At 53.0% G+C, this 23837-nt stretch carries 21 protein-coding genes and 6 tRNA genes; 19 read left to right on the top strand and 8 right to left on the bottom strand.

Going from position 1 to position 23837, the window contains the following annotated elements; translation table 11 throughout:
* Positions 1–8: 8 nt before the first annotated feature.
* A complete protein-coding gene (gene entS / locus ACX9GT_RS17425) occupies positions 9–1277 on the top strand; it encodes an enterobactin transporter EntS (protein ID WP_473187947.1) in 1269 nt (422 codons plus the stop codon).
* Here entS and fepB read toward each other — a convergent pair.
* Complete coding sequence (gene fepB / locus ACX9GT_RS17420) at positions 1264–2226, bottom strand: Fe2+-enterobactin ABC transporter substrate-binding protein (protein WP_473187946.1); 963 nt, start codon at positions 2224–2226, stop codon at positions 1264–1266. The two genes, entS and fepB, sit on opposite strands and share 14 nt — an antisense overlap.
* Positions 2227–2421: 195 nt before the next feature.
* Here fepB and ACX9GT_RS17415 point away from each other — a divergent pair, with 195 nt between their 5' ends.
* The 9 genes from ACX9GT_RS17415 (at position 2422) to ACX9GT_RS17375 (ending at position 12509) form a co-directional block, all read left to right on the top strand.
* The gene (locus ACX9GT_RS17415; protein ID WP_473187945.1) at positions 2422–3627 is read left to right on the top strand and encodes an isochorismate synthase; all 1206 of its coding nucleotides are present in this window, start codon (positions 2422–2424) and stop codon (positions 3625–3627) included.
* Between the two features lie 7 nt (positions 3628–3634).
* Positions 3635–5248 carry a (2,3-dihydroxybenzoyl)adenylate synthase gene (locus tag ACX9GT_RS17410; RefSeq protein ID WP_473187944.1) on the top strand — a complete coding sequence of 538 codons (1614 nt, stop codon included), beginning with the start codon at positions 3635–3637 and terminating at the stop codon, positions 5246–5248.
* 3 nt (positions 5249–5251) lie between these two features.
* Entirely contained in the window at positions 5252–6106 is an 855-nt protein-coding gene (locus ACX9GT_RS17405; protein WP_473187943.1) for an isochorismatase family protein, read from the top strand.
* On the top strand, positions 6106–6864 hold the full coding sequence (dhbA, locus tag ACX9GT_RS17400) for a 2,3-dihydro-2,3-dihydroxybenzoate dehydrogenase (protein ID WP_473187942.1): 759 nt from the start codon (positions 6106–6108) through the stop codon (positions 6862–6864). The genes ACX9GT_RS17405 and dhbA overlap by 1 nt, the downstream gene beginning before the upstream one ends.
* A gap of 488 nt (positions 6865–7352) precedes the next feature.
* On the top strand, positions 7353–7667 hold the full coding sequence (locus ACX9GT_RS17395) for a hypothetical protein (protein ID WP_473187941.1): 315 nt from the start codon (positions 7353–7355) through the stop codon (positions 7665–7667).
* A 12-nt stretch (positions 7668–7679) separates the two neighbouring features.
* Complete coding sequence (locus ACX9GT_RS17390) at positions 7680–9539, top strand: phospholipase D-like domain-containing protein (protein ID WP_473187940.1); 1860 nt, start codon at positions 7680–7682, stop codon at positions 9537–9539.
* A gap of 80 nt (positions 9540–9619) precedes the next feature.
* Positions 9620–10507, top strand: a complete 888-nt coding sequence (locus tag ACX9GT_RS17385) for a tetratricopeptide repeat protein (RefSeq protein WP_473187939.1) — start codon at positions 9620–9622, stop codon at positions 10505–10507.
* 107 nt (positions 10508–10614) lie between these two features.
* Positions 10615–11508, top strand: coding sequence for an SEL1-like repeat protein (locus ACX9GT_RS17380; protein ID WP_473187938.1), 894 nt, complete (start codon positions 10615–10617; stop codon positions 11506–11508).
* 11 nt (positions 11509–11519) lie between these two features.
* Positions 11520–12509 (top strand): SEL1-like repeat protein, encoded by a 990-nt coding sequence (locus ACX9GT_RS17375; RefSeq protein ID WP_473187937.1) that lies wholly within the window; start codon positions 11520–11522, stop codon positions 12507–12509.
* Between the two features lie 173 nt (positions 12510–12682).
* On the opposite strand, the gene ACX9GT_RS17370 is transcribed toward ACX9GT_RS17375, so the two are convergent.
* The 4 genes from ACX9GT_RS17370 to ACX9GT_RS17355 form a co-directional block, all read right to left on the bottom strand.
* Positions 12683–12758: transfer RNA gene (locus ACX9GT_RS17370), tRNA-Lys, on the bottom strand.
* 7 nt (positions 12759–12765) lie between these two features.
* Positions 12766–12841, bottom strand: a tRNA-Val gene (locus ACX9GT_RS17365).
* A gap of 40 nt (positions 12842–12881) precedes the next feature.
* Positions 12882–12957: transfer RNA gene (locus tag ACX9GT_RS17360), tRNA-Val, on the bottom strand.
* A gap of 23 nt (positions 12958–12980) precedes the next feature.
* Positions 12981–13056 (bottom strand) — tRNA-Val (locus ACX9GT_RS17355).
* 292 nt (positions 13057–13348) lie between these two features.
* On the opposite strand from ACX9GT_RS17355, the gene gltX reads away from it, so the two are divergent.
* The 5 genes from gltX (at position 13349) to ACX9GT_RS17330 (ending at position 15915) form a co-directional block, all read left to right on the top strand.
* The gene (gltX, locus tag ACX9GT_RS17350) at positions 13349–14764 is read left to right on the top strand and encodes a glutamate--tRNA ligase (protein ID WP_473187936.1); all 1416 of its coding nucleotides are present in this window, start codon (positions 13349–13351) and stop codon (positions 14762–14764) included.
* Between the two features lie 230 nt (positions 14765–14994).
* Positions 14995–15070: transfer RNA gene (locus ACX9GT_RS17345), tRNA-Ala, on the top strand.
* Positions 15071–15135: 65 nt separating this feature from the next.
* Positions 15136–15211: transfer RNA gene (locus ACX9GT_RS17340), tRNA-Ala, on the top strand.
* A gap of 135 nt (positions 15212–15346) precedes the next feature.
* Complete coding sequence (locus ACX9GT_RS17335) at positions 15347–15574, top strand: type II toxin-antitoxin system Phd/YefM family antitoxin (protein WP_473187935.1); 228 nt, start codon at positions 15347–15349, stop codon at positions 15572–15574.
* On the top strand, positions 15574–15915 hold the full coding sequence (locus tag ACX9GT_RS17330; RefSeq protein WP_473187934.1) for a type II toxin-antitoxin system RelE/ParE family toxin: 342 nt from the start codon (positions 15574–15576) through the stop codon (positions 15913–15915). The genes ACX9GT_RS17335 and ACX9GT_RS17330 overlap by 1 nt, the downstream gene beginning before the upstream one ends.
* A 63-nt stretch (positions 15916–15978) precedes the next feature.
* Here ACX9GT_RS17330 and ACX9GT_RS17325 read toward each other — a convergent pair whose 3' ends face one another.
* Positions 15979–17166 carry a NupC/NupG family nucleoside CNT transporter gene (locus tag ACX9GT_RS17325; protein WP_473187933.1) on the bottom strand — a complete coding sequence of 396 codons (1188 nt, stop codon included), beginning with the start codon at positions 17164–17166 and terminating at the stop codon, positions 15979–15981.
* A gap of 379 nt (positions 17167–17545) precedes the next feature.
* On the opposite strand from ACX9GT_RS17325, the gene ACX9GT_RS17320 reads away from it, so the two are divergent.
* Positions 17546–18781: an Nramp family divalent metal transporter gene (locus tag ACX9GT_RS17320; RefSeq protein ID WP_473187932.1), complete on the top strand. Its 1236-nt coding sequence runs from the start codon at positions 17546–17548 to the stop codon at positions 18779–18781.
* A gap of 51 nt (positions 18782–18832) precedes the next feature.
* Here the strand turns inward: ACX9GT_RS17320 and mgrA are convergent, their stop codons facing one another.
* Positions 18833–19822, bottom strand: coding sequence for an L-glyceraldehyde 3-phosphate reductase (gene mgrA, locus ACX9GT_RS17315; RefSeq protein WP_473187931.1), 990 nt, complete (start codon positions 19820–19822; stop codon positions 18833–18835).
* Between the two features lie 223 nt (positions 19823–20045).
* Between mgrA and ACX9GT_RS17310 the strand changes: the two genes are divergently transcribed.
* Entirely contained in the window at positions 20046–21707 is a 1662-nt protein-coding gene (locus tag ACX9GT_RS17310; protein WP_473187930.1) for an alpha-keto acid decarboxylase family protein, read from the top strand.
* Here the strand turns inward: ACX9GT_RS17310 and ACX9GT_RS17305 are convergent.
* Positions 21683–22573, bottom strand: coding sequence for a LysR family transcriptional regulator (locus ACX9GT_RS17305; protein WP_473187929.1), 891 nt, complete (start codon positions 22571–22573; stop codon positions 21683–21685). The genes ACX9GT_RS17310 and ACX9GT_RS17305 overlap by 25 nt on opposite strands.
* A gap of 99 nt (positions 22574–22672) precedes the next feature.
* On the opposite strand from ACX9GT_RS17305, the gene ACX9GT_RS17300 reads away from it, so the two are divergent.
* Both ACX9GT_RS17300 and ACX9GT_RS17295 read left to right on the top strand, forming a co-directional pair.
* A complete protein-coding gene (locus ACX9GT_RS17300; protein ID WP_473187928.1) occupies positions 22673–23119 on the top strand; it encodes a multidrug/biocide efflux PACE transporter in 447 nt (148 codons plus the stop codon).
* 17 nt (positions 23120–23136) lie between these two features.
* On the top strand, positions 23137–23829 hold the full coding sequence (locus ACX9GT_RS17295) for an aspartate/glutamate racemase family protein (protein WP_473191623.1): 693 nt from the start codon (positions 23137–23139) through the stop codon (positions 23827–23829).
* The last annotated feature ends 8 nt before the right edge of the window (positions 23830–23837 follow it).

The raw sequence follows: 23837 nt of genomic DNA, 5'->3' as shown, positions 1-23837 counted from the left end.
ATAACAAGATGAATAAACCCTCTATTTTGCTCGATTTTGGCCTGCTGAAAACCAATGCGGTCTTTCGTGCGGTATTTTGCGCCCGTTTTATTTCGATTCTGGCACTCGGCCTGATGGCGATTGCCATCCCGGTACAGATCCAGGCGTTGACCGGTTCAACCTTGTTGGTCGGGCTAGCGGTGACGCTGGCCGGTAGCGGAATGTTTGCCGGTTTGCTGATGGGCGGAGTGCTGGCCGATCGCTATGAGCGCCGCCGCCTGATCCTGTTTGCCCGTTCCACCTGCGGTGTCGGTTTTGTCGGGCTGTGCCTGAATGCGGCGTTGCCTGCGCCTTCTCTGACCGCGATCTATCTGTTGGCGGTGTGGGACGGTTTCTTTGGTGCTGTCGGCGTGACCGCCTTACTGGCCGCCACGCCGGCGCTGGTGGGGCGTGAGAATATCGTGCAGGCCGGGGCCATCAGTATGTTGACCGTGCGTTTTGGCTCGATCCTCTCACCGGCGATTGGCGGCGCGGTGATCGCCAGCGCCGGTGTGGCCTGGAACTACGGCCTGGCGGCGTTAGGCACCATGTTGACGCTGATCCCTTTATTGCGCTTACCGCAGTTGCAACCACCGCCGCAGCCGCGTGAGCATCCGTTGCGTGCCTTGATCGGCGGTTTCACCTTCCTGCTGCAAAATAAAGTGATTGGCATGGTGGCGCTGATCGGCGCGCTGATGACCATGGCCAGTGCGGTGCGGGTGCTGTATCCGGCGATCTCCGGCATGTGGAATGTGAGCATCGGGCATTTGGGCTTTATGTATGCCGCCGTACCGTTGGGGGCGACGATCGGCGCTTTCACCAGCGGGCGAGTGGCGCAGGTCGCTAGGCCGGGCTGGGTGATGCTGCTGACGGCGATTGCCGCCTTTGCTGCTATCGGGCTGTTTGGCCTGATGCCGTGGTATGGCATGGCGCTGCTGTGTCTGGTGGCTTTTGGTTACCTTAGCGCGCTGAACTCGCTGTTGCAGTATGGGCTGATTCAGAACCTGACGCCGGATGCGTTTCTTGGCCGCATCAACGGGCTGTGGACCGCACAGAACGTGGTCGGCGATGCGCTAGGTGCCTTGCTACTGGGAGCAATGGGGGCGTTTATGCTGCCAGCCATGACCTCAACCAGCTTTGGTTTTGGCGCCGTACTGCTGGCGGTGGTATTGGCGTTCGCCATGCGCGGTTTGCGCCAGGTAGGCAGTGGCGGGCAGAGCCATGTGCTACAACCCGCCGCTGAAGCTACTGAGAAATAAATAGCTGCTCAAGACGCGCCAGCAGGTTGCTGGCGCTGTAATAATCCAGGCGGAAAGTATCGTTGCCCAGCGCATAAACCCGTTGGTTTTCTACCGCGGGCAGATGCGCCAGAAAGCTGTTGCTCATCAGCCGCTGCACGTCGGTTTCGTCATTGGCAAACAGCAGCAGGGTTTGGCCATTCAGACCCTGCGCCAGATTTTCCCCACCTAATTGAATAATGTCTTTGCGCGCCCCTTGGCTGGTGCTGGCGTTGAGCTTTGGCGGCAGCGTTGCCAGAGTAAAGCCTAACTGCTGTAGCAGTTGCCCTTGTGAGGAGTCGGCGGTCCACAGGTTGGCATTTTTGCCATCGCTGCGTAAGACCAGCGCCGATGTGGGCTGCGCAGGCAACGTCATCCGCTGTTTCAGCGCTTTTTCTCGTGCCGCAAACTCACTGACGGCTTTCTCCGCCTGGGCTTCGTGCCCGGTTGCCTGGCCGAGAATGAGCGCCAGCTCCTGCCAACTCTTGTTGTCGTAATTCACCACCAGTACCGGTGCAATGGCCGATAACTGATCGTACAGGCGCAGCGCGGAATCGGCACCGGTGGCGGACATCACAATCAGGTCAGGGGCTTCACCGGCTACCGCTTCGGCATTGGGTTCACCGATGTATAAGCGCTTCACGCCGCGCTGGGCGGCGATCTCACCCCATTGATGGAAAAACCCCTGTTTATCTGACAGCTGGTTGTTTGGGCTGGTGGCTCCGCTGGCGATCACCGGGGCACCAATGGCTAACAGGGTGCCGGTGACGGTGACGCTGGTAGAGACAATCCGCACCGGGGGCTGCTTGAGGGTTATCACGCCGTGTGAAGTGGTAAGGCTGCGTGGCCACTCTGCTGTGGTTGATGCTTGGGCTATGCCCAGTGCCAGCATGGCAAACAGCGCCAGGCCGAATCGCAAGGTAGGTATCATTTTCGGGAGTCTCTGTTTAAATGTTAATAATTATCATTTTAATGAATGAAGTCACAAAATGTATACGTCGATTTTGATGCAAAGAAGTTTTTACATTTATTGACATGGCAAATTCGGGAAGGTATTTTACCGCAACGTAATACAAATGATAATCATTATTATATTGGTTGTTGTTTCCAAATAGAGGAAGTGCCGATGGTGTTAGCCGTTAAGGGTACCGAACAAGAGGGGCTGCAAAGCAGAGATCGTGCGCTACAGTCAGCCACGGTTTCCCCAACCTCAGGTTTCTTTTTTACTTCTCCTTATCGTAGCCTGAGCACGCAAGGGTGCTTTGCCAAAATTACGCAGCCTGCCGCCGATGGCGATAATCTGCAAGGCACCTTCCAGCGGGCAGTACAGCAGGCGTTTGCCCAAGCCCGACAGGCAGGGATACCAAACCCGGTGCTGTGCGGCGCTATTCCTTTCGATACCCGTCAACCGTCGGCGTTATTTATCCCCCAGCAGACCCAGTGGTTTGAACGTGAAGCCTTTATGGCAGGCGTGAAACCCACAACAGCCGCGTTGCCCGCCATTACCCGCCAGACCGAGTTACCGAAGCAGGCGCAGTTTATGCAAATGGTGGCCGATGCGGTGCAGGTGACCGGCGGTGAACAGCTGGAAAAAGTGGTGCTTTCTCGCCTGCTGGAGATTGAAACCAGCCAACGGATAGACTCGCAGGCACTGATGATGCGCATCATTGCCCAGAATCCACAGGGTTTCCATTTCCATGTCCCGCTGGAAGAGGGGGCGTTGGTGGGGGCCAGCCCGGAACTGCTGCTGCGCAAGTACGGTAATCAGTTCCATTCGAACCCGCTGGCAGGGTCGGCACGGCGTGAAAGCGATCCTCAACAGGATCGTCAAGCCAGTGAGCAACTGCTGGCGTCGAGCAAAGATCGCTATGAACACCAGATTGTCACCGCAGATATGCGTCAGGTCTTGCGTGGCCGCTGCCGCCATCTGCATATTCCCGCTTCCCCGGAACTGCTGAGCACCACGACGCTGTGGCACCTTTCGACGCCGATCGACGGCGAAGTGGCCGAACGGGCAGAGAACGCGCTGTCGCTGGCCTGCCTGTTGCACCCGACGCCAGCACTTTGCGGCACACCGACGCTGGAAGCGCGTGAACTGATCGCGCAGTTGGAGCCTTTTGAGCGTGGGCTATTTGGCGGCATTGTTGGTTGGTGTGACGCCGAAGGTAACGGTGAGTGGGTGGTTACTATCCGCTGCGGTACGGTCAACGCCAATCAGGTGCGCCTGTTTGCCGGCGCGGGCATTGTGCCGGACTCATCTCCACAGGCTGAATGGCATGAAACCGGCACCAAACTCAGCACCATGCTGCGTGCCTTTGGCCTTCAAGGATAAACATCTTATGAGTATTGCTTTTACCCCCTGGCCCGAGGATTTCGCGCGCCGTTACCGTGAACGTGGCTATTGGATCGATAAGCCGCTGACCGAGATCTTGGCCCGGCAGGCAGACAATGACGCCGTTGCCCTGATTGACGCGCAGCGTAGCCTGAGTTACCGCGAACTGGAGCAGCTTTCCGATCGCCTGGCCGCTGCCTTGCTGCGCCGGGGGCTGCAAGCGGGCGATACCGCGCTGGTACAGCTTGGCAACGTGGTGGAATTCTATGTGGTGTTCTTTGCCCTGCTGAAGATCGGTGTGGTGCCGGTGAATGCGTTGTTCAGCCACCAGCGCAGTGAACTGAATGCCTATGCCAGCCAGATCAAGCCCGCTTTGTTGATTGCCGATCGCCAACATAGCCTGTTCGCGCAGGACGATTTTCTGACGGCGTTCAGAGAACAATATCCCTCGCTGCGGGTAGTGGGGTTACGTAGTCAATCTGCTGGAGAACATGCTTTAGCCGCCTGGCTGGAGGAGGATTGCGGTGACTTTACACCGGCTCCGACGGCCGCCGATCGGGTGGCGTTTTTCCAGCTTTCCGGCGGCAGCACCGGCACGCCGAAGCTGATCCCGCGTACCCACAATGACTATTACTACAGCATCCGCCGTAGCGTAGAGATCTGCCGTTTCGATAGTGCCACTCGTTACCTGTGCGCACTGCCGGTCGCGCACAATTACCCAATGAGTTCACCGGGGGTGTTAGGCGTGTTCTATGCTGCCGGGCGGGTGGTGTTTGCCGCCGATCCAGCCGCAGCGCAGTGCTTCAGGCTGATCGAACAGCATCAGATTACCGTCACCGCGCTGGTGCCGCCCGCCGTCACTTTGTGGTTACAGGCGATTGAAGAGTGGGGTAGCAACCAGCAATTAGCTAGCCTGCAACTGTTGCAGGTGGGTGGTGCCAAGCTGGGGGAAACCCTGGCGGCGCGCATTCGCACTGAGATCGGCTGCCAACTGCAACAGGTATTTGGCATGGCCGAAGGCTTGGTGAATTACACCCTGCTTGATGATGACGACCAACACATTCTCGCCACCCAAGGCACACCAATGTGCCCAGACGATGAGCTGTGGGTGGCTGACGAACAAGGTAATCCGTTACAGGTGGGTGAAACCGGCCGCCTGATGACGCGTGGCCCCTATACCTTCCGTGGTTATTACCAGAGCCCAGAGCATAACGCCGAAGCCTTTGACGACAACGGTTTTTACTGTTCGGGCGACTTGATCAGCCTGACAGCGGACGGTTACGTGCAGGTTCAAGGGCGGCAGAAAGACCAGATTAACCGCGGTGGTGAAAAGATTGCCGCCGAAGAGATTGAAAACCTGCTGCTGCGCCATGCGGAAGTGATCAATGCCGCGCTGGTTTCGATGCCGGATACGCTGATGGGGGAGAAAAGCTGCGCCTTTATTGTGGCGCACAGCGCCGTGAAACCGGTGGTATTCCGCCGCCATCTGCGCGAATTGGGGGTTGCGGAGTTCAAATTACCCGATCGCTTTATTCAGGTGGAATCGCTGCCGTTAACCCCGGTCGGCAAGGTTGATAAAAAACATCTGCGTCAACATTTGACTCAGGCTCAGGGAGAATAAGCCATGGCTATTCCTAAACTTAACGATTATGTATTACCAACGCCGAGCGAATTGCCCGCTAATAAAGTGAGCTGGGCCTTTGAACCGCAGCGCGCCGCATTGTTGATCCACGATATGCAGCAGTATTTCCTCAATTTTTGGGGGGAAGACAGTCCGCTGATTAAACAGGTGGTAGAGAACATCGCCAAGCTGCGCCGCTACTGCAAAGAGCAGGGCATTCCGGTGTTTTATACCGCGCAGCCTAATCAGCAGAGTGATAAAGACCGGGCGTTGTTGAACGATATGTGGGGGCCGGGCTTGAACAAGCACCCGGAACAGCAGGCGGTTGTCAGCGCGCTGGCACCGGATGCTAACGATACCGTGCTGGTGAAATGGCGCTACAGCGCGTTTCATCGTTCACCGTTGCAGGAGATTTTGCAGGAAAGCGGGCGCGACCAACTGATTATCTGCGGTGTCTATGCGCATATCGGCTGTATGATTACCGCCATCGACGCTTTTATGCGTGACATCAAGCCGTTTATGGTGGCCGATGGTTTGGCGGATTTCTCGCAAGATGATCACCTGATGGCGCTGCGTTATACCGCCGGGCGCTGTGGCCGCGTGGTGATGACCGCCGATCTGCTGCCGGGCATGGCCAGCATCGACGCGCTGCGTCAGCAGATTATTCCGCTGCTCGATGAAGACAGTGAAGATATCGGTAACGATGAAAACCTGATTGATTACGGCCTGGATTCGGTGCGCATCATGGAGTTGGCGACCCGTTGGCGCAAGATCCGTGAAGATATCGATTTTATCGCGCTGGCAAAATCCCCCACTATCGACAGTTGGTGGGCGCTGCTTTCTGAGGGGAAATCCTGATGAATCATGGACATGATTTTACCGGCAAGCGGGTTTGGGTGACCGGTGCCGGGGCTGGGATCGGTTATCAAACCGCGCTGGCGTTTGTGCAGTGCGGTGCCGAGGTGATTGGCTTTGATTTGCGCTTTGATGAACAGGATTATCCGTTCCGTACCGAAGTGCTGGATATTGCTGACGGTGAGGCGGTCGATCGCGTTTGCCAGCGGTTGCTGGCGCAACAACCTGAGCTGGATGTGCTGGTGAATGGCGCCGGGATCTTGCGCATGGGGTTGGCCGACGAAACCAGCAGTGCGGATTGGCTGGCCTGCATGGCGGTGAATGCGGGTGGGGCGTTCAATATGTTCCGCCAGACGTTGCCGGTCTTCCGCCGCCAGCAGCGCGGAGCCATCGTCAGCGTGGCATCTAATGCGGCCCATGTGCCGCGCGTGGGTATGGCTGCCTACTGTGCCTCTAAAGCGGCCCTGCGCAGCCTGTGCCAGACGGTAGGGCTGGAGATGGCCCCTCATGGCGTGCGCTGTAATCTGGTTTCCCCAGGATCCACTAATACATCGATGCTGCGCGGCATGTGGCAGGACGAAAGCGGTGAGCGCAAGATGATCAATGGTTTCCCTGAACAGTTTAAATTGGGGATCCCGCTGGGTAAAATTGCTAAATCGCAGGAGATTGCCGATGCGATCCTGTTCTTGGCTTCGGAGCGTGCCAGCCATATTACGATGCAGGATATTGTGATTGACGGCGGGGCAACGCTGGCGGCTTGATGTCGGTGTAAAAGTACCGTCTTGAATATTGCGGTAAGCCAAGATGAGGAGGCTAGAAATTACGGTGTTACAGGTGATGAGATCATTATCATGATCTCATCAGCCATTGCATTTTTAGTCAATTTTTTAGGATTAACTTCTTGATGCATGACTATACCCTAAATAATTTGAGTTGCAGGACGCGATAGTCAACAACCCAGTGTCTTGAAGATTGATGGGTATATTCAAGCACTTTGTAATATCTCATGCGCGATGCGTGTAGTTGCTCAGACCTGAATCGTCAGAATAGCTATAGCCAGTTCATTGCCTTAATTATTAAAGCATTCCGTTCATTTTCTTCTTGCATACCCTGTGCTATTTTTAGCCATCTTTAATTTTCATTAATAAAAATTAGACCGGGTGAGGACGATCCTGTGATCGCTAACAGACCGCTTGATGCTCATGTTAGGTAGATATTTGTTATGAGCTATCTCTTTTAGGGAAAAAAGATGCGCATTCAGGACGATATTTTTGCTGGCAGTAAATTACCGATCCACCGCAGTTATCAGTGGCGACTGATTTGCCTGGAATCGCGACAGCCGGGTATCGGGATTTCGGTATTCAGATTTTCTGGCATTGTGGTCATCAGCACCATTTTGCGTTACGGGATTGAATTTACTAACGCTGTACGCATCAACGACTCCGTCCTATTTCCGATCTCTCCAGAGCAGATTGGAAATGCCTCACCGCTGGGTAATCAGCGGCGTACTGCACTTCATAATTTGCTGAGCCCAAAACCCGCTGAATCAGACGACAGCGCCTAACAGGACATCATCATGATTAAGACCACAACACAGGTGATCAACATTGTTCCGGGGGTGCATACCTGCGTTATCATGACCCCGCAGTGGTTTCCTGAAGATACGGAATATCCCCCTTGTGCAGCGGCTTATGGGGCGCTGATTAATGGCCAGAGAGCGTTTGGGGCCGTTGCCAGAGCAATAAAACAGGCCAAGCACAGTATCGAGATCATCACCTGGGGTTTTCAGGCTTCAATGTATTTTGAACGTGGCACTCCAGTTTCAGAGAAAAAAATGATTGGTGAGTTGCTGGAAGAGGCGGCCGGGAGAGGCGTTCAAGTCCGTGTGCTGGTGTGGTTTGCCAATACCGGGCAGATGGCGGCCGGGCCTAACTTTCCGGGGTGGAATTACACTTCTTATGCAAGTAACACACGCACAATAAAAACCACTGATGGGATATCAAGTCAAACTGAAGAACATATAACATCGACCGGCAAAAAATTGAGTTATCAAACTCCCGCACAGTTCGAGTTTGATAAAAATTGGCATTATCGAGCACAAACGGGAAAAATCCCCAATCTGGCTATTCGTCACAGAGAATTGAGCTGGGCAAAAGATAGCCAGACATTAACCACTCGCTTAGCCAATGTGCCTTACAAAATCAACACTGACCTATCGCTTTTGCCTATACGCCCGTTGGCGCTCCAGTTTGGGTCGACGCATCATCAAAAATCGGTGCTGATTGATTATATGTCCCCTGAAGATGCGGTCGGTTTTACCATGGGGCACAATATGCTGTCTGAATATTGGGATACCGATGCGCACAGCATAAAAAAGTTTGACCCTGGAGAGGGGCGTGACGCCGGTAAAGCCTGGCAGGATTTTTCCGGTTGTGTGTACGGCGAAGTGCTCAAGCATGTGAATGAGAACTTTGTCCAGTCATGGGAAAAAGATACTGGTGACAGCACGTTGAAAAATGAACGTGTCAGCGTCAAGAAAGAGGTGTTTACCCCAACACAGGGGATTATCGACAACATCAATCAACGCCTGGGGCTGGAAGATAAGGAAAAGCTGATACTCACCATGGGGCAAATCTGCCGTACCCAGCCGCAATACAAAGCCCACGACATCCTCAAAGCCTATATGGAAGGCGTCAAGCGTGCGCGCTCGTATATCTATATTGAAAATCAATATTTCCGCTTTGTTGAGCTGGCCGAGCAGATTAAAACCACCGTAAAAAAATTGCAGGAATGTGGCAGGCCCGGCTGTTTGCATCTTTTTGTGGTGACTAACAGCTCGTCAGACCCTGATATCGTCAGCGGTGGTCAGCGCACCTTTGATATGGTGAATGCCCTGGGGCGGCCTGATGTGCTGCCTGATTATGCGGCGACCCAGCAGAACATGAAATCTAATCCCGCCGTGTTCTCTTATGATGGTTATGGGGCGGCCAACCCGGTTCCCCAGCTTGAAGCCAAAGATATTCAAGCCGTCGATATCCCTGGATTGAAGGTGCATATTTGCACTCTGGTTTCGCCCGACTCAGAAGCGGGTAACTGGCAAAGAACCTATGTACACAGCAAAGTGATGCTGCTTGACGATACCTTTATGATCCAGGGTTCGGCGAATATCAACCTGCGCAGTATGATGTTTGACAGTGAAATCGCCATGGTGCTGCACGATACCGATGTGTATCCCATCGTTAAACCCATCAGAAAAGCGTTATGGAAGTTGCATACCGATGGGCGTGGTGCTGACGATGATGCGGCAGAAGCGTTTGAACAGTGGGATATAATCATCAGTGAAAATACCAAAATCCAGAATGCAAATAGCGATAAGCCGATTGGGCGATTAATCAAATTTATCGACCATGCCACCACGCTGAAGGATCAAGATTAGGCGGAAAAATGCGCGATTTTAGAGGGTGGGTATTACTGCTTGCACTGATACTCAACGGCTGTGACCCACGGAGTGATAACATGAGTCAACCGAATAATATTCAAGAAGAAAAACTGGCCTTCACCTGCACCCAGGAGGCCGACCACCTGCCGCAGCTCGATCCGCAGGCGGATATCTGGTTCAAACAGGCCAGGGTAATGCAAAAGGCCAGTGGCCCGAAAGATTTTGCCGCCATCGGCGCGTTGTACCGCAAGGCAGCAGAAAAAGACCACTACAAGGCCATGATCAATCTGCAAAATATGCTCAGAACCGGTTTGCTGGCACCGCAGCCGGGACAATCCGCCCCACAGGAAGTACTGGGCATTACTGCACGGCTGATCAAACTCAATATCCCCGCCGGTTATTACATTATGGGGACGCATTTACAAACTGGTTACGCGGTTAACCGGGATGAAAAAGCCGCGCTGGCCTATTTTAGAAAGGCTGCCGATTTAGGTAACCCGGAAGGGCAGAATGTGATTGGTGATTTATTTACGTCGAAATCACTTCCTCCCGATCAGAAACTCAACTCGGCGTATCGACCAGAGATCGGCAAGGCGATGCTGGCCTGTGCTGCTAATCAGGGTAATGCGGAGGCTGCAATGAACCTAGCTATGTTTTATAAGGTTGTGGAAAAAAATTACCCCATGACTGTAAAATATTTTCAAGTAGCGGTTAAACATGGTAATGGCTCTGCCTCTCGCAGACTGGGAGAGGGTTTTTCCAGCCATCCACCTAGTGATAGGTTGTATTATTTAGGATTACCCAACGATCCCGAACGTATACGCCGCTATGACTTGATCAAAAAAGAAATAGATCAGAACCCCTCAGCACGCTTTCCCGATATCGATAAAATCTTACCACTGCCGCCCGCCCCATTGCCTGAGTGGGATGGTACTTTTGAGTATAAAAAACAGCAGGATCAATAAGGGGCTACGTCATGGATGACATTCAGCGCTGGCCAACAACAGCAGCAAGAGCTTTTTTACTGACGCTGTTATTGGTCAGCCTGATCGGTTGTGACTCGCAAACCAAAGTGCTGAACGGTGCAGCGGATAACACCCAAGAAGAGAAACTGGCCTTCACCTGTACCCAAGAGGCCGACCACCTGCCGCCGCTCGATCCGCAGGCGGATGTCTGGTTTAAGCAGGCCAGGGCAATGCAAAAGGCCAGCGGCCCGAAAGATTTTGCCGCCATCGGCGCGTTGTACCGCAAGGCAGCGGAAAAAGACCACTACAAGGCGATGATCAACCTGCAAAATATGCTCAGAACCGGTTTGCTGGCACCACAGCCGGGACAATCCGCCCCACAGGAAGTACTGGGCATTACCAAGCGGCTGATCAAGCTCAATATTCCCGCCGGTTATTACGTTATGGGGACGCACCTACAGACCGGTTACGCCGTAAATAGGGATGAAAAAGCGGCGCTGGCCTATTTTAGAAAAGCCGCCGACCTGGGTAACCCGGAAGGGCAGAATGTGATTGGTGATTTATTCACATCAGAATTACTGCTTCCCGATCAGCGGGACAACCCTGTGTATCGACCAGAGATTGGCAAGGCAATGCTGGCCTGTGCCGCCAATCAAGGCAATGCGGAGGCAGCCAGGAATCTTGCGGGCTTTTATAAAATTGCAGAAAAAAACTACCCTCTGGCGGTAAAGTATTATCAAGTGGCAGCTAAAAATGGTAATAGCCTTGCGCCATCTATACTAAAAGACGGTTTTTCTGGCCCCGCTCCCACTGATAGGCTTGATTATTTAGGGTTACCCAATGATCCTGAACGGGTGCGTCGTTATAAATTAATTGATGACGAAATCACTCGTAACTCATCGGCCCGCTTCCCCGATATTGATAGAATCGTGCCCTTGCCGCCCGCCCCTCTACCGGAGTGGGATGGGACCTTTGAGTATAAAAAACAGCAGGATCAATAAGGGGCTACGTCATGGATGACATTCAGCGCTGGCCAACAACAACAGCAAGAGCTTTTTTACTGACGCTGTTATTGGTCAGCCTGATCGGTTGTGACTCGCAAACCAAAGCGCTGAACGGTGCAGCGGATAACACCCAAGAAGAGAAACTGGCCTTCACCTGTACCCAAGAGGCCGACCACCTGCCGCCGCTCGATCCGCAGGCGGATGTCTGGTTTAAACAGGCCAGGGCAATGCAAAAGGCCAGCGGCCCGAAAGATTTTGCCGCCATCGGCGCGCTGTATCGCAAAGCGGCGGAAAAAGACCACTACAAGGCCATGATCAATCTGCAAAATATGCTCAGAACCGGTTTGCTGGCACCGCAGTCGGGACAATCTGCCCCACAGGAAGTACTGGGCATTACCGAACGGCTGATGAAACTTAATATCCCCGCCGGTTATTACATTATGGGGACGCATTTACAAACTGGTTACGCGGTTAATCGGGATGAAAAAGCCGCGTTGGCCTATTTTAGAAAGGCCGCCGATTTAGGCAATCCGGAAGGGCAAAATGTGGTTGGTAATCTCTTCAGAGCGAGAATGCTGATCCCCGAGCAGCGCCCCAATCCTGCTTACCGGCCAGAGATCGGTAAGGCGATGCTGGCCTGCTCCGCCAATCAGGGAAATGCCGAAGCTGCAATGAATCTGGCTGGGTATTATGACGCTGCGGAAAAAAACTATCCCATGGTGGTGAAGTATTATCAATTGGCGGCTAAAAATGGTAATAGCCTTGCGCCATCTATACTGAAAGACGGTTTTTCCGGCCCATTGCCCAGTGATGAGTTAAAATATTTAGCATTACCCAACGATCCTGAGCGTGTTCGTCGTTATAAATTAATTGATGACGAAATCACTAGTAACCCCTCAGCTCGTTTCCCCGATATTGATAAAATCGTGCCGCTACCGCCCGCCCCGCTGCCAGAGTGGGATGGTACTTTTGAATATAAAAAACAGCAGGATCAATAAGGGATAACGTCATGGATGACCTTCAGCACTGGCCAGCCATAGCAGTGACCTGATGGGTTGTTCAAAAGTATCTCATCCAACACGACCTCGGGGGATTCTGTTATATCGGGTGTTTGGGAAGTTGATGGTGGAACATATACGAAAAAAGCGCCTAAGGGCGCTTTTTTCTATATTGGTGGGTCGTGCAGGATTCGAACCTGCGACCAATTGATTAAAAGTCAACTGCTCTACCAACTGAGCTAACGACCCGCAGAAGTGGTGGGTGATGACGGGCTCGAACCGCCGACCCCCTCCGTGTAAAGGAGATGCTCTACCAACTGAGCTAATCACCCACTTCAGGACTTCCAGGTTACTGCTAAACAAGAAAATGAGTGGTGGGTGATGACGGGCTCGAACCGCCGACCCCCTCCGTGTAAAGGAGATGCTCTACCAACTGAGCTAATCACCCTCATTTTTCTCATTTCAACAAGATGGTGGGCGATGACGGGCTCGAACCGCCGACCCCCTCCGTGTAAAGGAGATGCTCTACCAACTGAGCTAATCGCCCCGTCTTGTTGGAGTCGCATTATAGGGATAGTTGAAAGTGAGTCAACGGTTTTTAAAACGTTTTTATTCGTTCGCCGCAAAATTAGGCAGGATGGGATCTTTATCAGCAACAGCGCTGATTCTTTGCCCATTTCTCTGCGAAACAGCCCGCAAAGCTGGCGTAATGCTGCCTGGTAATGCTGTGTCAGCGTTGAGGAATTGGCATGGAGTGGTAGAATGTCGGCCACTTTTTAAATTCCGAGCAATGGTCGGCACCCTGCCGACACGCGTTGCGTAATAAGGCTGTGAACCCAATGAAAATCAAAACCCGTTTCGCCCCGAGCCCGACCGGTTATCTTCACGTCGGCGGTGCCCGTACTGCGCTCTATTCCTGGTTGTTCACCCGCCACGCTGGTGGTGAGTTTGTGCTGCGTATTGAAGATACCGATCTCGAACGCTCAACCCAGGACGCTATCGACGCAATTATGGATGGCATGAACTGGTTAAACCTGGATTGGGATGAAGGCCCGTACTTCCAGACCAAGCGTTTTGATCGCTACAACGCAGTGATCGACGAGATGCTGGAACAGGGTACGGCTTACACATGCTATTGCTCTAAAGAACGTCTGGAAGCGCTGCGCGAGAAGCAAATGGAAAACGGCGAAAAGCCGCGCTATGACGGCCATTGCCGCGATAGCCAGTGCAGCCATACCGCTGATGAGCCACACGTGGTGCGTTTCCGTAACCCGCAGGAAGGCTCGGTTATCTTTGACGATAAAATCCGTGGCCCGATCGAATTCAGCAACCAGGAACTGGACGATCTGATCATCCGCCGCACCGACGGTGCGCCAACCTATAACTTCTGCGTGGTGGTTGATGATTGGGATATGGAGATTACCCACGTGATCCGTGGTGAAGACCATATCAACAACACGCCACGCCAGATCAACATCCTGAAAGCGCTGGGAGCACCGGTGCCGGAATATGCTCACGTATCGATGATTTTGGGTGATGACGGCAAAAAACTGTCCAAACGCCACGGTGCGGTAGGTGTGATGCAGTACCGTGATGATGGCTACCTGCCGCAGGCGTTGCTGAATTACCTGGTGCGCTTGGGTTGGTCCCATGGCGATCAGGAAATCTTCTCGATTGACGAGATGAAAGCGCTGTTCACGCTGGAAGCGATCAATAAATCCGCCAGCGCCTTCAACACCGAAAAACTGCAGTGGCTGAACCATCACTATATTAACCATATGCCAGCGGAAGAAGTAGCGGTGCATCTGGCGTGGCATATCGAACAGCAGGGGATTGAAACCCGTAACGGCCCAGAGTTGAAAGATATCGTTAAACTGCTGGGCGAGCGTTGTAAAACCCTGAAGGAAATGGCGGAGTCCTGCCACTATTTCTACCAGGATTTCAGCGAGTTTGATGCCGATGCGGCAAAAAAACACCTGCGCCCGGTTGCGCGCCAACCGTTGGAAGCAGTGCGTGCCAAATTGGCTGCGATCGCTGACTGGACGCCGGAAAATGTGCACGATGCCATTCAGGGCACGGCAGACGAACTGGGTGTTGGCATGGGCAAAGTGGGTATGCCGCTGCGCGTTGCGGTTACTGGTGCTGGCCAATCGCCGGGGATGGACGTTACCGTACATGCTATCGGTCAGGCACGTTCTCTGAAGCGTATCGATCAGGCACTGGCGTATATCGCCGAACGTGAAGCCCAGGCCTGATTATTCCTGCTGTAACCCGAAGACGATATCAATCGATAAAGCCCTGCAAAGTGATTTGCAGGGCTTTTTTGTCCGACTTATTTTTGCCCGCAATGATGATTTTTTAGCATTAAACGCGCTGATTTGGCGGCTTTTTCAGCGCTTGATCGAGGAATTCAATTTAGCCGTTGACAGTGTTTCAGGGGTTTCATATTATGCGCCCCGTTCACAGGGTTTTATGATTGTGGATTGGGGCTATAGCTCAGCTGGGAGAGCGCTTGCATGGCATGCAAGAGGTCGACGGTTCGATCCCGTCTAGCTCCACCAACCTTTTCTTATCAAAAAGGTTGAGGTCAAACACCGTAACGCCGGTCAATGCGTACCACTTTTGTGGGGCTATAGCTCAGCTGGGAGAGCGCTTGCATGGCATGCAAGAGGTCGACGGTTCGATCCCGTCTAGCTCCACCACCATTTAAAAAGCCGACCTTTTTAGGTTGGCTTTTTGCTTTTTGGCGTTTACTGCTCTGATGAATCATTGTTATCGGTTTTTTTATAGACTATATTTAGTCTGATGTAAGATGATCATTGATTAAAGGAAATGCCATGAAAACTGAGACTATTAGTTATTTAAAGCAGAATGCGGCCAAACTCGATCTGTCTGAGCCTTTGATTGTGACGCAAAACGGCCTTCCTGCTTATATCATCGAATCCTATGAAGATCGCATTCGCAGAGATGAAAGTATCGCTCTGCTCAAGCTGATGACTCTTTCAGAAAAAGATATCGAGTTAGGACGGACCTTCTCGCGTGAGCAGATTTTGGATTCACTCTGATGGTTGCAAGTGCGGCGGTTTTTATTTATTCAGAGACGGCGAAAATGACGATGCAAACCATCGCGTATTTTCTGCGCTCGCATCAGATCGAACCCAAGCCTGTTATTGGAAAAGTACTGGGTGAGTTTGAAGAGAAAACCAGCGTTTTTCCCGAGGGGAGCCCGATTTGTGCCGAACTTCTGGCGCTTGGTTGTGCTAAATATCGGGAATGCAATACAACGGATGGGTATCGCGTGCTTTATAGCATTAACGATAAGGAAAGGGCGATTTACGTACATGCCGTGTTATCCCAACGGCAGAATATTGCCAGCTTGCTCTTTAATCGGATATTGGAATGGTAATAAAGATAAACGCCCGATGAGTTTCACCAGGCGTTTTATGATTGAGAACCCGTTTTTACAGGATCAGCCCAACACCAGCCCGGCGATGGAAGCAGACAGAATGCTCACCAGGGTAGAGCCGTAAACCAGCTTCAACCCGAAGCGTGACACCACGTTGCCCTGATGTTCGTTCAACCCCTTGATCGCCCCAGCGACGATACCGATGGAAGAGAAGTTGGCGAAAGACACCAGGAACACCGACAGAATGCCCAAGCTGCGCGGTGACAGTTCGCCAGACATTTTTTGCAGCTCCATCATGGCGACGAATTCGTTAGAAACCAGCTTGGTTGCCATAATACTGCCCACTTGCAACGCTTCGTGTTGTGGGATCCCCATAATCCAGGCGAATGGATAGAAGAAGTAACCGAGAATCTCCTGGAAGCTCAGGCCGAAGATGGCGCTGAACAGGCCGTTAAGTGCGGCGATCAAGGCGATAAAACCAATCAGCATAGCCGCAACAATAATGGCCACTTTAAAGCCTGCCAGAATGTATTCCCCCAGCATTTCAAAGAAGCTCTGGCCTTCGTGCAAGTTGCCCAGGTGCAGATCTTCTTCATGGCTGGTGTCATAAGGGTTGACCAGAGAAAGCACAATAAAGGTGCTGAACATGTTCAGTACCAACGCGGCGACGACATATTTCGCATCCAGCATGGTCATGTAAGCGCCCACGATCGACATGGAAACCGTCGACATCGCGGTGGCCGCCATCGTGTACATGCGTTTTTCCGACATCTTGCCCAGGATATCTTTATAGGCAATGAAGTTTTCAGACTGGCCGAGGATCAGCGAACTGACGGCGTTGAACGATTCCAGTTTGCCCATACCGTTCACTTTCGACAGGATAGTACCGATAATCCGAATGATAAACGGCAGCACTTTAATGTATTGCAGAATACCGATCAGCGCAGAGATAAACACGATTGGGCATAATACTTTCAGGAAGAAGAACGCTAAACCTTTGTCACCCATGCCGCCGAACACAAAATCAGTCCCTTGACCTGCAAACCCGAGCAGCTTGTCAAACAGCGCTGCAAATCCTTTTACAAAGCCCAAACCCGCTTCCGAATGCAGGAAAAAGTAGGCCAGCAATACTTCAATAACCAATAGTTGAATAACATAGCGAATGCGGATGCTTTTGCGATCGCGGCATACTAGCAGTGCCAGGATCGCAACCACCACCAACGCTAACGCAAAGTGCGCAATAGGGGACATGTTTGCTCCAAATTTGAGGCAGGCTGAATTTCGCTTGTCATTTTATGTAACGCTACATTTAAAAACGAGATGCCTATTGCAAAAGTGGAAAATCATCGTGGGGAAAACGCAGAGCTATTGGCGCAAAGTACCAGAGACTAGGATGTTAATAAACTTGCGCGCTTGTAGCATTTTTGTGCTAATTTGGCTACTAAGCATTTTCCGCTTTGAATGCCGTGATACAGAGTAAAAAAGACGGCAAGATTTGATGCGATCTGTTCGATAAAACCTTCGTCATCCGCTATCACTGAAATAAGTATTACCGCCACGAATGCACTTGATAATCATTATCATTTAAGTAAGATGAAGGTAAGCGTAAAATTAGTAAGGGTTTCACAATATGCTGAACAGTCGCGTGGTTGATAATGCTGCCAGTCGCCCATCCAGAAAGATCAAACTTTCCCTGATGGGCCCCGCTTTTATTGCGGCCATCGGCTATATCGATCCCGGCAACTTTGCTACCAATATCCAATCCGGTGCCTCGTTCGGCTACACGTTACTGTGGGTGGTGGTCTGGGCCAATATCATGGCGATGTTAATCCAACTGCTTTCTGCCAAGCTGGGCATCGCGACCGGTAAAAACCTCGCTGAACATATTCGCGATCGCTTCCCGCGCCCGATCGTCTGGGCGTATTGGGTGCAGGCAGAGATTATCGCGATGGCAACCGATCTGGCCGAGTTTATTGGTGCGGCGATCGGCTTCAAATTACTGCTGGGGGTTACGCTGCTGGAAGGTGCGATCCTCACCGGTATCGCCACTTTTCTCATCTTGATGCTGCAAAAACGCGGGCAAAAGCCACTGGAATTGGTGATTGGTGGCTTACTGCTGTTTGTGGCGGCAGCCTACATTGTCGAACTGGTGTTTTCGCAGCCGCAGCTGAGTGGGTTGTTGAGAGGGATGGCGATCCCGGATTTGCCAAACGGCGATGCGGTCTTTCTGGCTGCCGGTGTGCTGGGGGCAACCATCATGCCGCACGTAATTTATCTGCACTCCTCGTTGACTCAAACCGCAGGTGAGCATTCGCGAGCCGAACGTTATGCCTCGACCAAAATCGACGTGGCGATCGCCATGACCATTGCCGGGTTTGTCAATCTGGCGATGATGGCGACCGCCGCCGCGGCATTCCACTTCAATGGCCATAGCGGGATTGCCGATCTCGATCAGGCCTATCTGACGTTGCAACCTTTGCTGGGTAACGCAGCGGCGACCATCTTTGGCCTGAGCCTGGTGGCTGCCGGTTTGTCTTCAACGGTGGTGGGTACGTTGGCGGGCCAGGTGGTAATGCAGGGGTTTGTGCGTTTTTACATCCCGCTGTGGGTACGCCGGGTTGTCACCATGCTGCCGTCATTCATCGTGATTATGCTGGGGATGGATGCCACGCGCATTCTAGTGCTGAGCCAGGTGTTGCTGAGTTTTGGTATTGCTCTGGCGCTGGTTCCGCTGCTGGTGTTTACCGGTAACCGCGCTCTGATGGGTGATATGGTTAATAGCCGCACGATTCAGAATACGGGCAAATTGATTGTGCTGGTGGTGGTCAGCTTAAACGGCTATTTATTGATTAGCAGCGTCATTTAGATTGAGAAAGATAAAACCGGCATCAAGTGCAACGCCGGTTTTTGTAAGCGATTACATCAAAATGCTATCGATCTCGGCGATTTCTTCAGCGGTAAATTCGCGGTTGGCCAGCATACCCACCGCATCTTCAAGCTGGCTGGTTTTACTGGCACCAATTAATACGGAAGTGACACGATCGTTGCGCAGTACCCAGGCTAACGCCATTTGTGACAGCTTCTGCCCGCGCCGCTCAGCCAGCGTGTTCAAGCGGCGAACTTTCTGCAGTTTCTCTTCGGTAAGCTGTTCGGGTTTCAGGAACCGACTACTGCTGGCCGCACGCGAATCTTGCGGAATACCGTGCAGGTAACGATCGGTCAGCACGCCCCCAGCCAGCGGTGAAAAGGCGATAGAACCCACGCCATGCTCTTCCAGCGTATCCAGCAGTTCCGGCTCTACCCAACGTTCAAACATCGAGTATTTCGGTTGATGAATCACGCACGGTGTGCCGAGCTGTTGCAGAATGGTAAACGCCCGCCGTGCCAGATCGGCCGGATAGTTCGACAGCCCGACATACAGCGCTTTACCCTGACGCACCAGCAAATCCAGCGCGGCCATGGTTTCTTCCAGCGGCGTATCCGGGTCGGGGCGGTGGTGATAGAAGATATCCACGTAATCGAGACTCATCCGCTTTAGGCTTTGGTTCAGGCTGGCGACCAGATACTTTTTCGATCCCCAATCACCGTAGGGGCCTGGCCACATGGTGTAACCCGCCTTGGAAGAGATAATCAACTCATCGCGATAAGGCCTGAGGTCGTTATGCAGAATGCGGCCGAAATTCTCTTCGGCAGATCCCGGCGGCGGGCCATAGTTATTGGCCAGATCAAAATGGGTAATGCCGAGATCGAAAGCGCGGCACACCAGGCTGCGCGCATTGTCATACAGCGTGCTGTCACCAAAGTTGTGCCATAGGCCAAGTGAAACGGCGGGGATTTTCAGCCCGCTGCGGCCACAGCGGCGGTATTCCATATTCTGGTAGCGCGCAGAATCAGCTTGATAAACCATTACATTTCCTCATCGGCAAAAGTGAAAACGAGTTTCAATGTATGCGTTTTCATGCAAACAGTCAGCGCGCCCGATCACGCAAATTAATCCCTATGCCATTTAGGGGGCCGGTGCGCAGATGTAAAGCCAGGTTGCCAGTGGCCTTTTAGCACTAAAGTTCGAAATTTACGCAACATCTCCAATACTTAAAATTAACATTTCCACCTTCTCGCAGGTGATGATCATGAGCAAAAACTACACGGTGGCTGATTATCTTCTCGATCGTTTAGCACAGATTGGTATCCGGCATTTCTTCGGTGTGCCAGGGGATTACAACCTGCAATTTCTCGATCATGTCATCGATCACCCGCAGATCACTTGGGTGGGGTGCGCCAACGAATTGAATGCCGCCTATGCTGCCGATGGTTACGCCCGCTGCAAACCGGCGGCGGCGTTGCTGACCACTTTTGGCGTGGGCGAACTGAGTGCGATCAACGGTATCGCTGGCAGCTACGCCGAGTATTTGCCGGTGATCCATGTGGTGGGTTCTCCGGCTTTGCGTGCGCAACGCGCCGGGGAGCTGCTGCACCATTCGCTGGGGGATGGGGATTTTGGCCATTTTGCCCGTATGGCCAAAGAGGTGACCGTCGCTCAGGCTAACCTGACCGCCAGCAATGCCGAAGCGGAAATCGATCGGCTGTTGACCACCGCGCTGTTTGAGCGTCGCCCGGTGTACCTGCTGTTACCGAGTGATGTGGCCGAAGCGCCGCTGACTTCGCGCCCGGCACCGCTGATGCTGCGCCAGCCCAACCTTTCTGAGGCTTCGTTGCAGGCATTTATTGCCGCCGCGCAGGAGAAACTGCGGGCGGCACAGCGCGTTTCTCTGCTGGCGGATTTCCTTGCCGAACGCTTCGGGGCAGAAACGGTATTGGAACAGTGGATGAATGAGGTGAATATTCCCCATTCAACTCTGCTGCTAGGCAAGAGCGTGCTGGATGAAACCCATGCCTGCTTTACCGGCACCTATGCTGCGGCCGCCAGCGATCCGCAGGTAAAACAGTTAATTGAAGGGGCTGACGTGGTGATTAACGTCGGCGTACGCTTTACCGATACCATCACGGCGGGTTTCAGCCACAATTTGCCCAGTGAGAAATGTATCGATATCCAACCCTTTGAAGCGCGGGTGGGGCAGCAGGTGTTCAGCCAGATCCCGATGCGCGATGCCGTCAAAGCCCTGCATCAATTAACTTTATCGTTAGCCAAACAGTGGCAACTGCCCGCCATCAAACGCCCCTTATTGCCGGATCCGACCGGTAGTGGCCTGGATCAACATGGCTTCTGGCAGCAAATGCAGAGTTTCCTACAACCGGGGGATATCCTGATTGCCGATCAGGGAACGTCATGCTTTGGCGCAGCGTCGCTGAATCTGCCGCGCGGTTGCCGGTTTATCGTTCAATCTTTGTGGGGGTCGATCGGTTTTACGCTGCCAGCGGCGTTTGGCGTGCAAACCGCCGAGCCGGATCGTCGTGTGCTGCTGCTGATTGGTGATGGTGCGGCCCAACTGACGATTCAGGAACTGGGATCGATGCTGCGCGATGGCCAAAAGCCGGTGGTTTTTCTGCTCAATAACAATGGCTATACCGTGGAGCGAGCCATTCACGGCCCAGAACAGCGCTATAACGATATTGCCCAGTGGGACTGGACGCTGTTACCGCAGGCGCTGTCGCTGGGGCATCAGGTGAAATGCCTGCACGTGAGTGAGCCTGAGCAACTGTGCCAGGCTCTGGGTGAAGTGAATGGCAGTGAACAACTGGTGTTTATTGAAGTGATGCTGCCGAAGATGGATATTCCTGAATTGCTGGATACCATCTCCCGCGCCATTCAATCGCGCAACGCAGCGGCCTGATCGGCGGCAGTTTCCAACAGGCGATCCAACAGCCAAAACCCCGCTGGCCCCGGCGGGGTGAGTTTTGACCACACCGCATCCACCGAAATCAACTTGGGCCAGCCGCGCATTTTCAATTCCGTCAGACGTTCTTGCCCGTACTGTTTGACCAGCCAGTGCGGCAGTATCGCCCAGCCAAACCCCTGTTCCGCCATTTCCAACAGCATCAGATAGCTGGGGGCCGACCAGACCGGCCCCTGCGGTTTGGCAGCATCGCTACCGGTATAGGTATTGAGATAGAGCTGACGGCTGCTGGCCAAATGCGCCTGGGTGAGCGCCGGGATGCGTGTCAGCGGGTGTTCATGGGCAACAAACAGCCCCATTTCGGTTTGCTCCGGCAGCCTGGCGACGGCGATATCGGGTGGATAGCTCGGCTGCACCGCCAGCATGCCCAAGTGTGCGCGGCCAATCTGCAACAGATCCAGCACGTCAGCGTCTTCGGCGATCATGCATTCCAGTTCAATATCCTGATAGCGCTGCTCGAAGTGTTTCAGCAAGTTATCGTGATGATTAGGCTGATAGGTATCGGAAAAGACGATGGTCAAACGCGGTTCAACCCGATCGCCCAGCCGGATGCTCAGCGCCTCAAGGCGTTCGCTGGCGGTCAGGATCTCCTGCACGTGGCCGAGCACTTTGCGGCCCGCCGGGGTAAGCACCGGTTGACGCGCCTCGCGATTAAACAGCGTCAGCCCGAGATCCGCTTCCAGGTTAGCGATAGCGGTGCTGATGGTTGACTGGCTTTTACGCAGTTTGCGTGCGGCGGCAGAAAACGACCCCAGCGCGGCTGCTTCAACAAACGCCTGCAAGGCTTCGGGAGAATAACGCATGGTATATCTACTTTATCGATGGAATCTATTTTTAATCTACGCAAAAAAACGATGATAATCACCCGGCTTTTCCAACAATAGTCAAAAAACAGGTGATATATGCAGTTGCAAAACAAGTCGTTGGTTGAACGTTTCGTCCATGCCGTGGGGTTTGAGGCTATCGCTATCGCGATCTGCGCGCCGATCGGGGCGTGGTTACTGAACCGTTCACTGTTACAGATGGGGAGCTTGACGATCATGCTGTCAACCATCGCCATGGTGTGGAACATGGTTTATAACACGCTGTTTGATCGGCTGTGGCCGGTGAGCCGCGTGGTGCGTAACCTGAAGGTGCGTATTTTTCACGCCCTGGGTTTTGAGGGCGGGTTTATCGTGATTGGTTTGCCGCTGGTTGCTTTGGTGATGAATATGTCGCTGTCACAGGCCTTTATGCTGGAGATCGGTTTCTTCCTGTTCTTCCTGCCGTATACCCTGTGTTACAACTGGGTATACGATACCCTGCGTCAGCGTTGGTTTGAGCCGCGCTCGGTGAACGCTCGTGGATAAAGGCTAAGGAAAAAATGATGAAAGTGCTGGGCTTATTGGGCGGTATGAGCTGGGAATCCACCATACCTTATTACCGGATGATCAACGAACAGGTGAAGGCGCAACTCGGTGGCCTGCATTCAGCCAAAATTGTGCTCTATAGCGTCGATTTTCAAGAGATTGAACGTTTACAACATCAGGGCGATTGGGACGGTGCTGGTCGCCTATTGGCAGGGGCTGCTGCATCGCTGCGTGCCGCCGGAGCTGAAGCGATCGTGATTTGCACTAACACCATGCACAAGGTGGCAGATGCGGTGGAACAGGCCAGCGGTTTACCGTTGATCCACATTGCCGACGCCACGGCTTTGCAGGTGCGCCAGCAAAATATCCACCGCATTGGGCTGCTGGGCACGCGTTTTACCATGGAGCAGGATTTTTATCGTGGGCGCTTGCAGGATAAGTTCGATATTGACGTGATCACGCCAACGGCGGCCGATCGCGAGATCGTGCATCGCATCATTTATGAAGAGCTGTGCCTGGGGAAAATCTGCGATGCCTCCCGCGATGAGTATCGTCGGATTATCAGTAACCTCGAACAACAGGGCGCGCAGGGCATTATTTTTGGCTGCACTGAAATCAGCCTGTTGGTTGGTGCGCAGGATGCTGCGGTGCCGGTATTCGACACCACCGCCATCCATGCGCGCGCGGCAGCGGAATACGCGTTGGCTTAATCCTGATC

The organism is Serratia sp. YWN4 (assembly GCF_055790845.1).
This window is presented reverse-complemented; position numbering and strand designations above follow the sequence as displayed.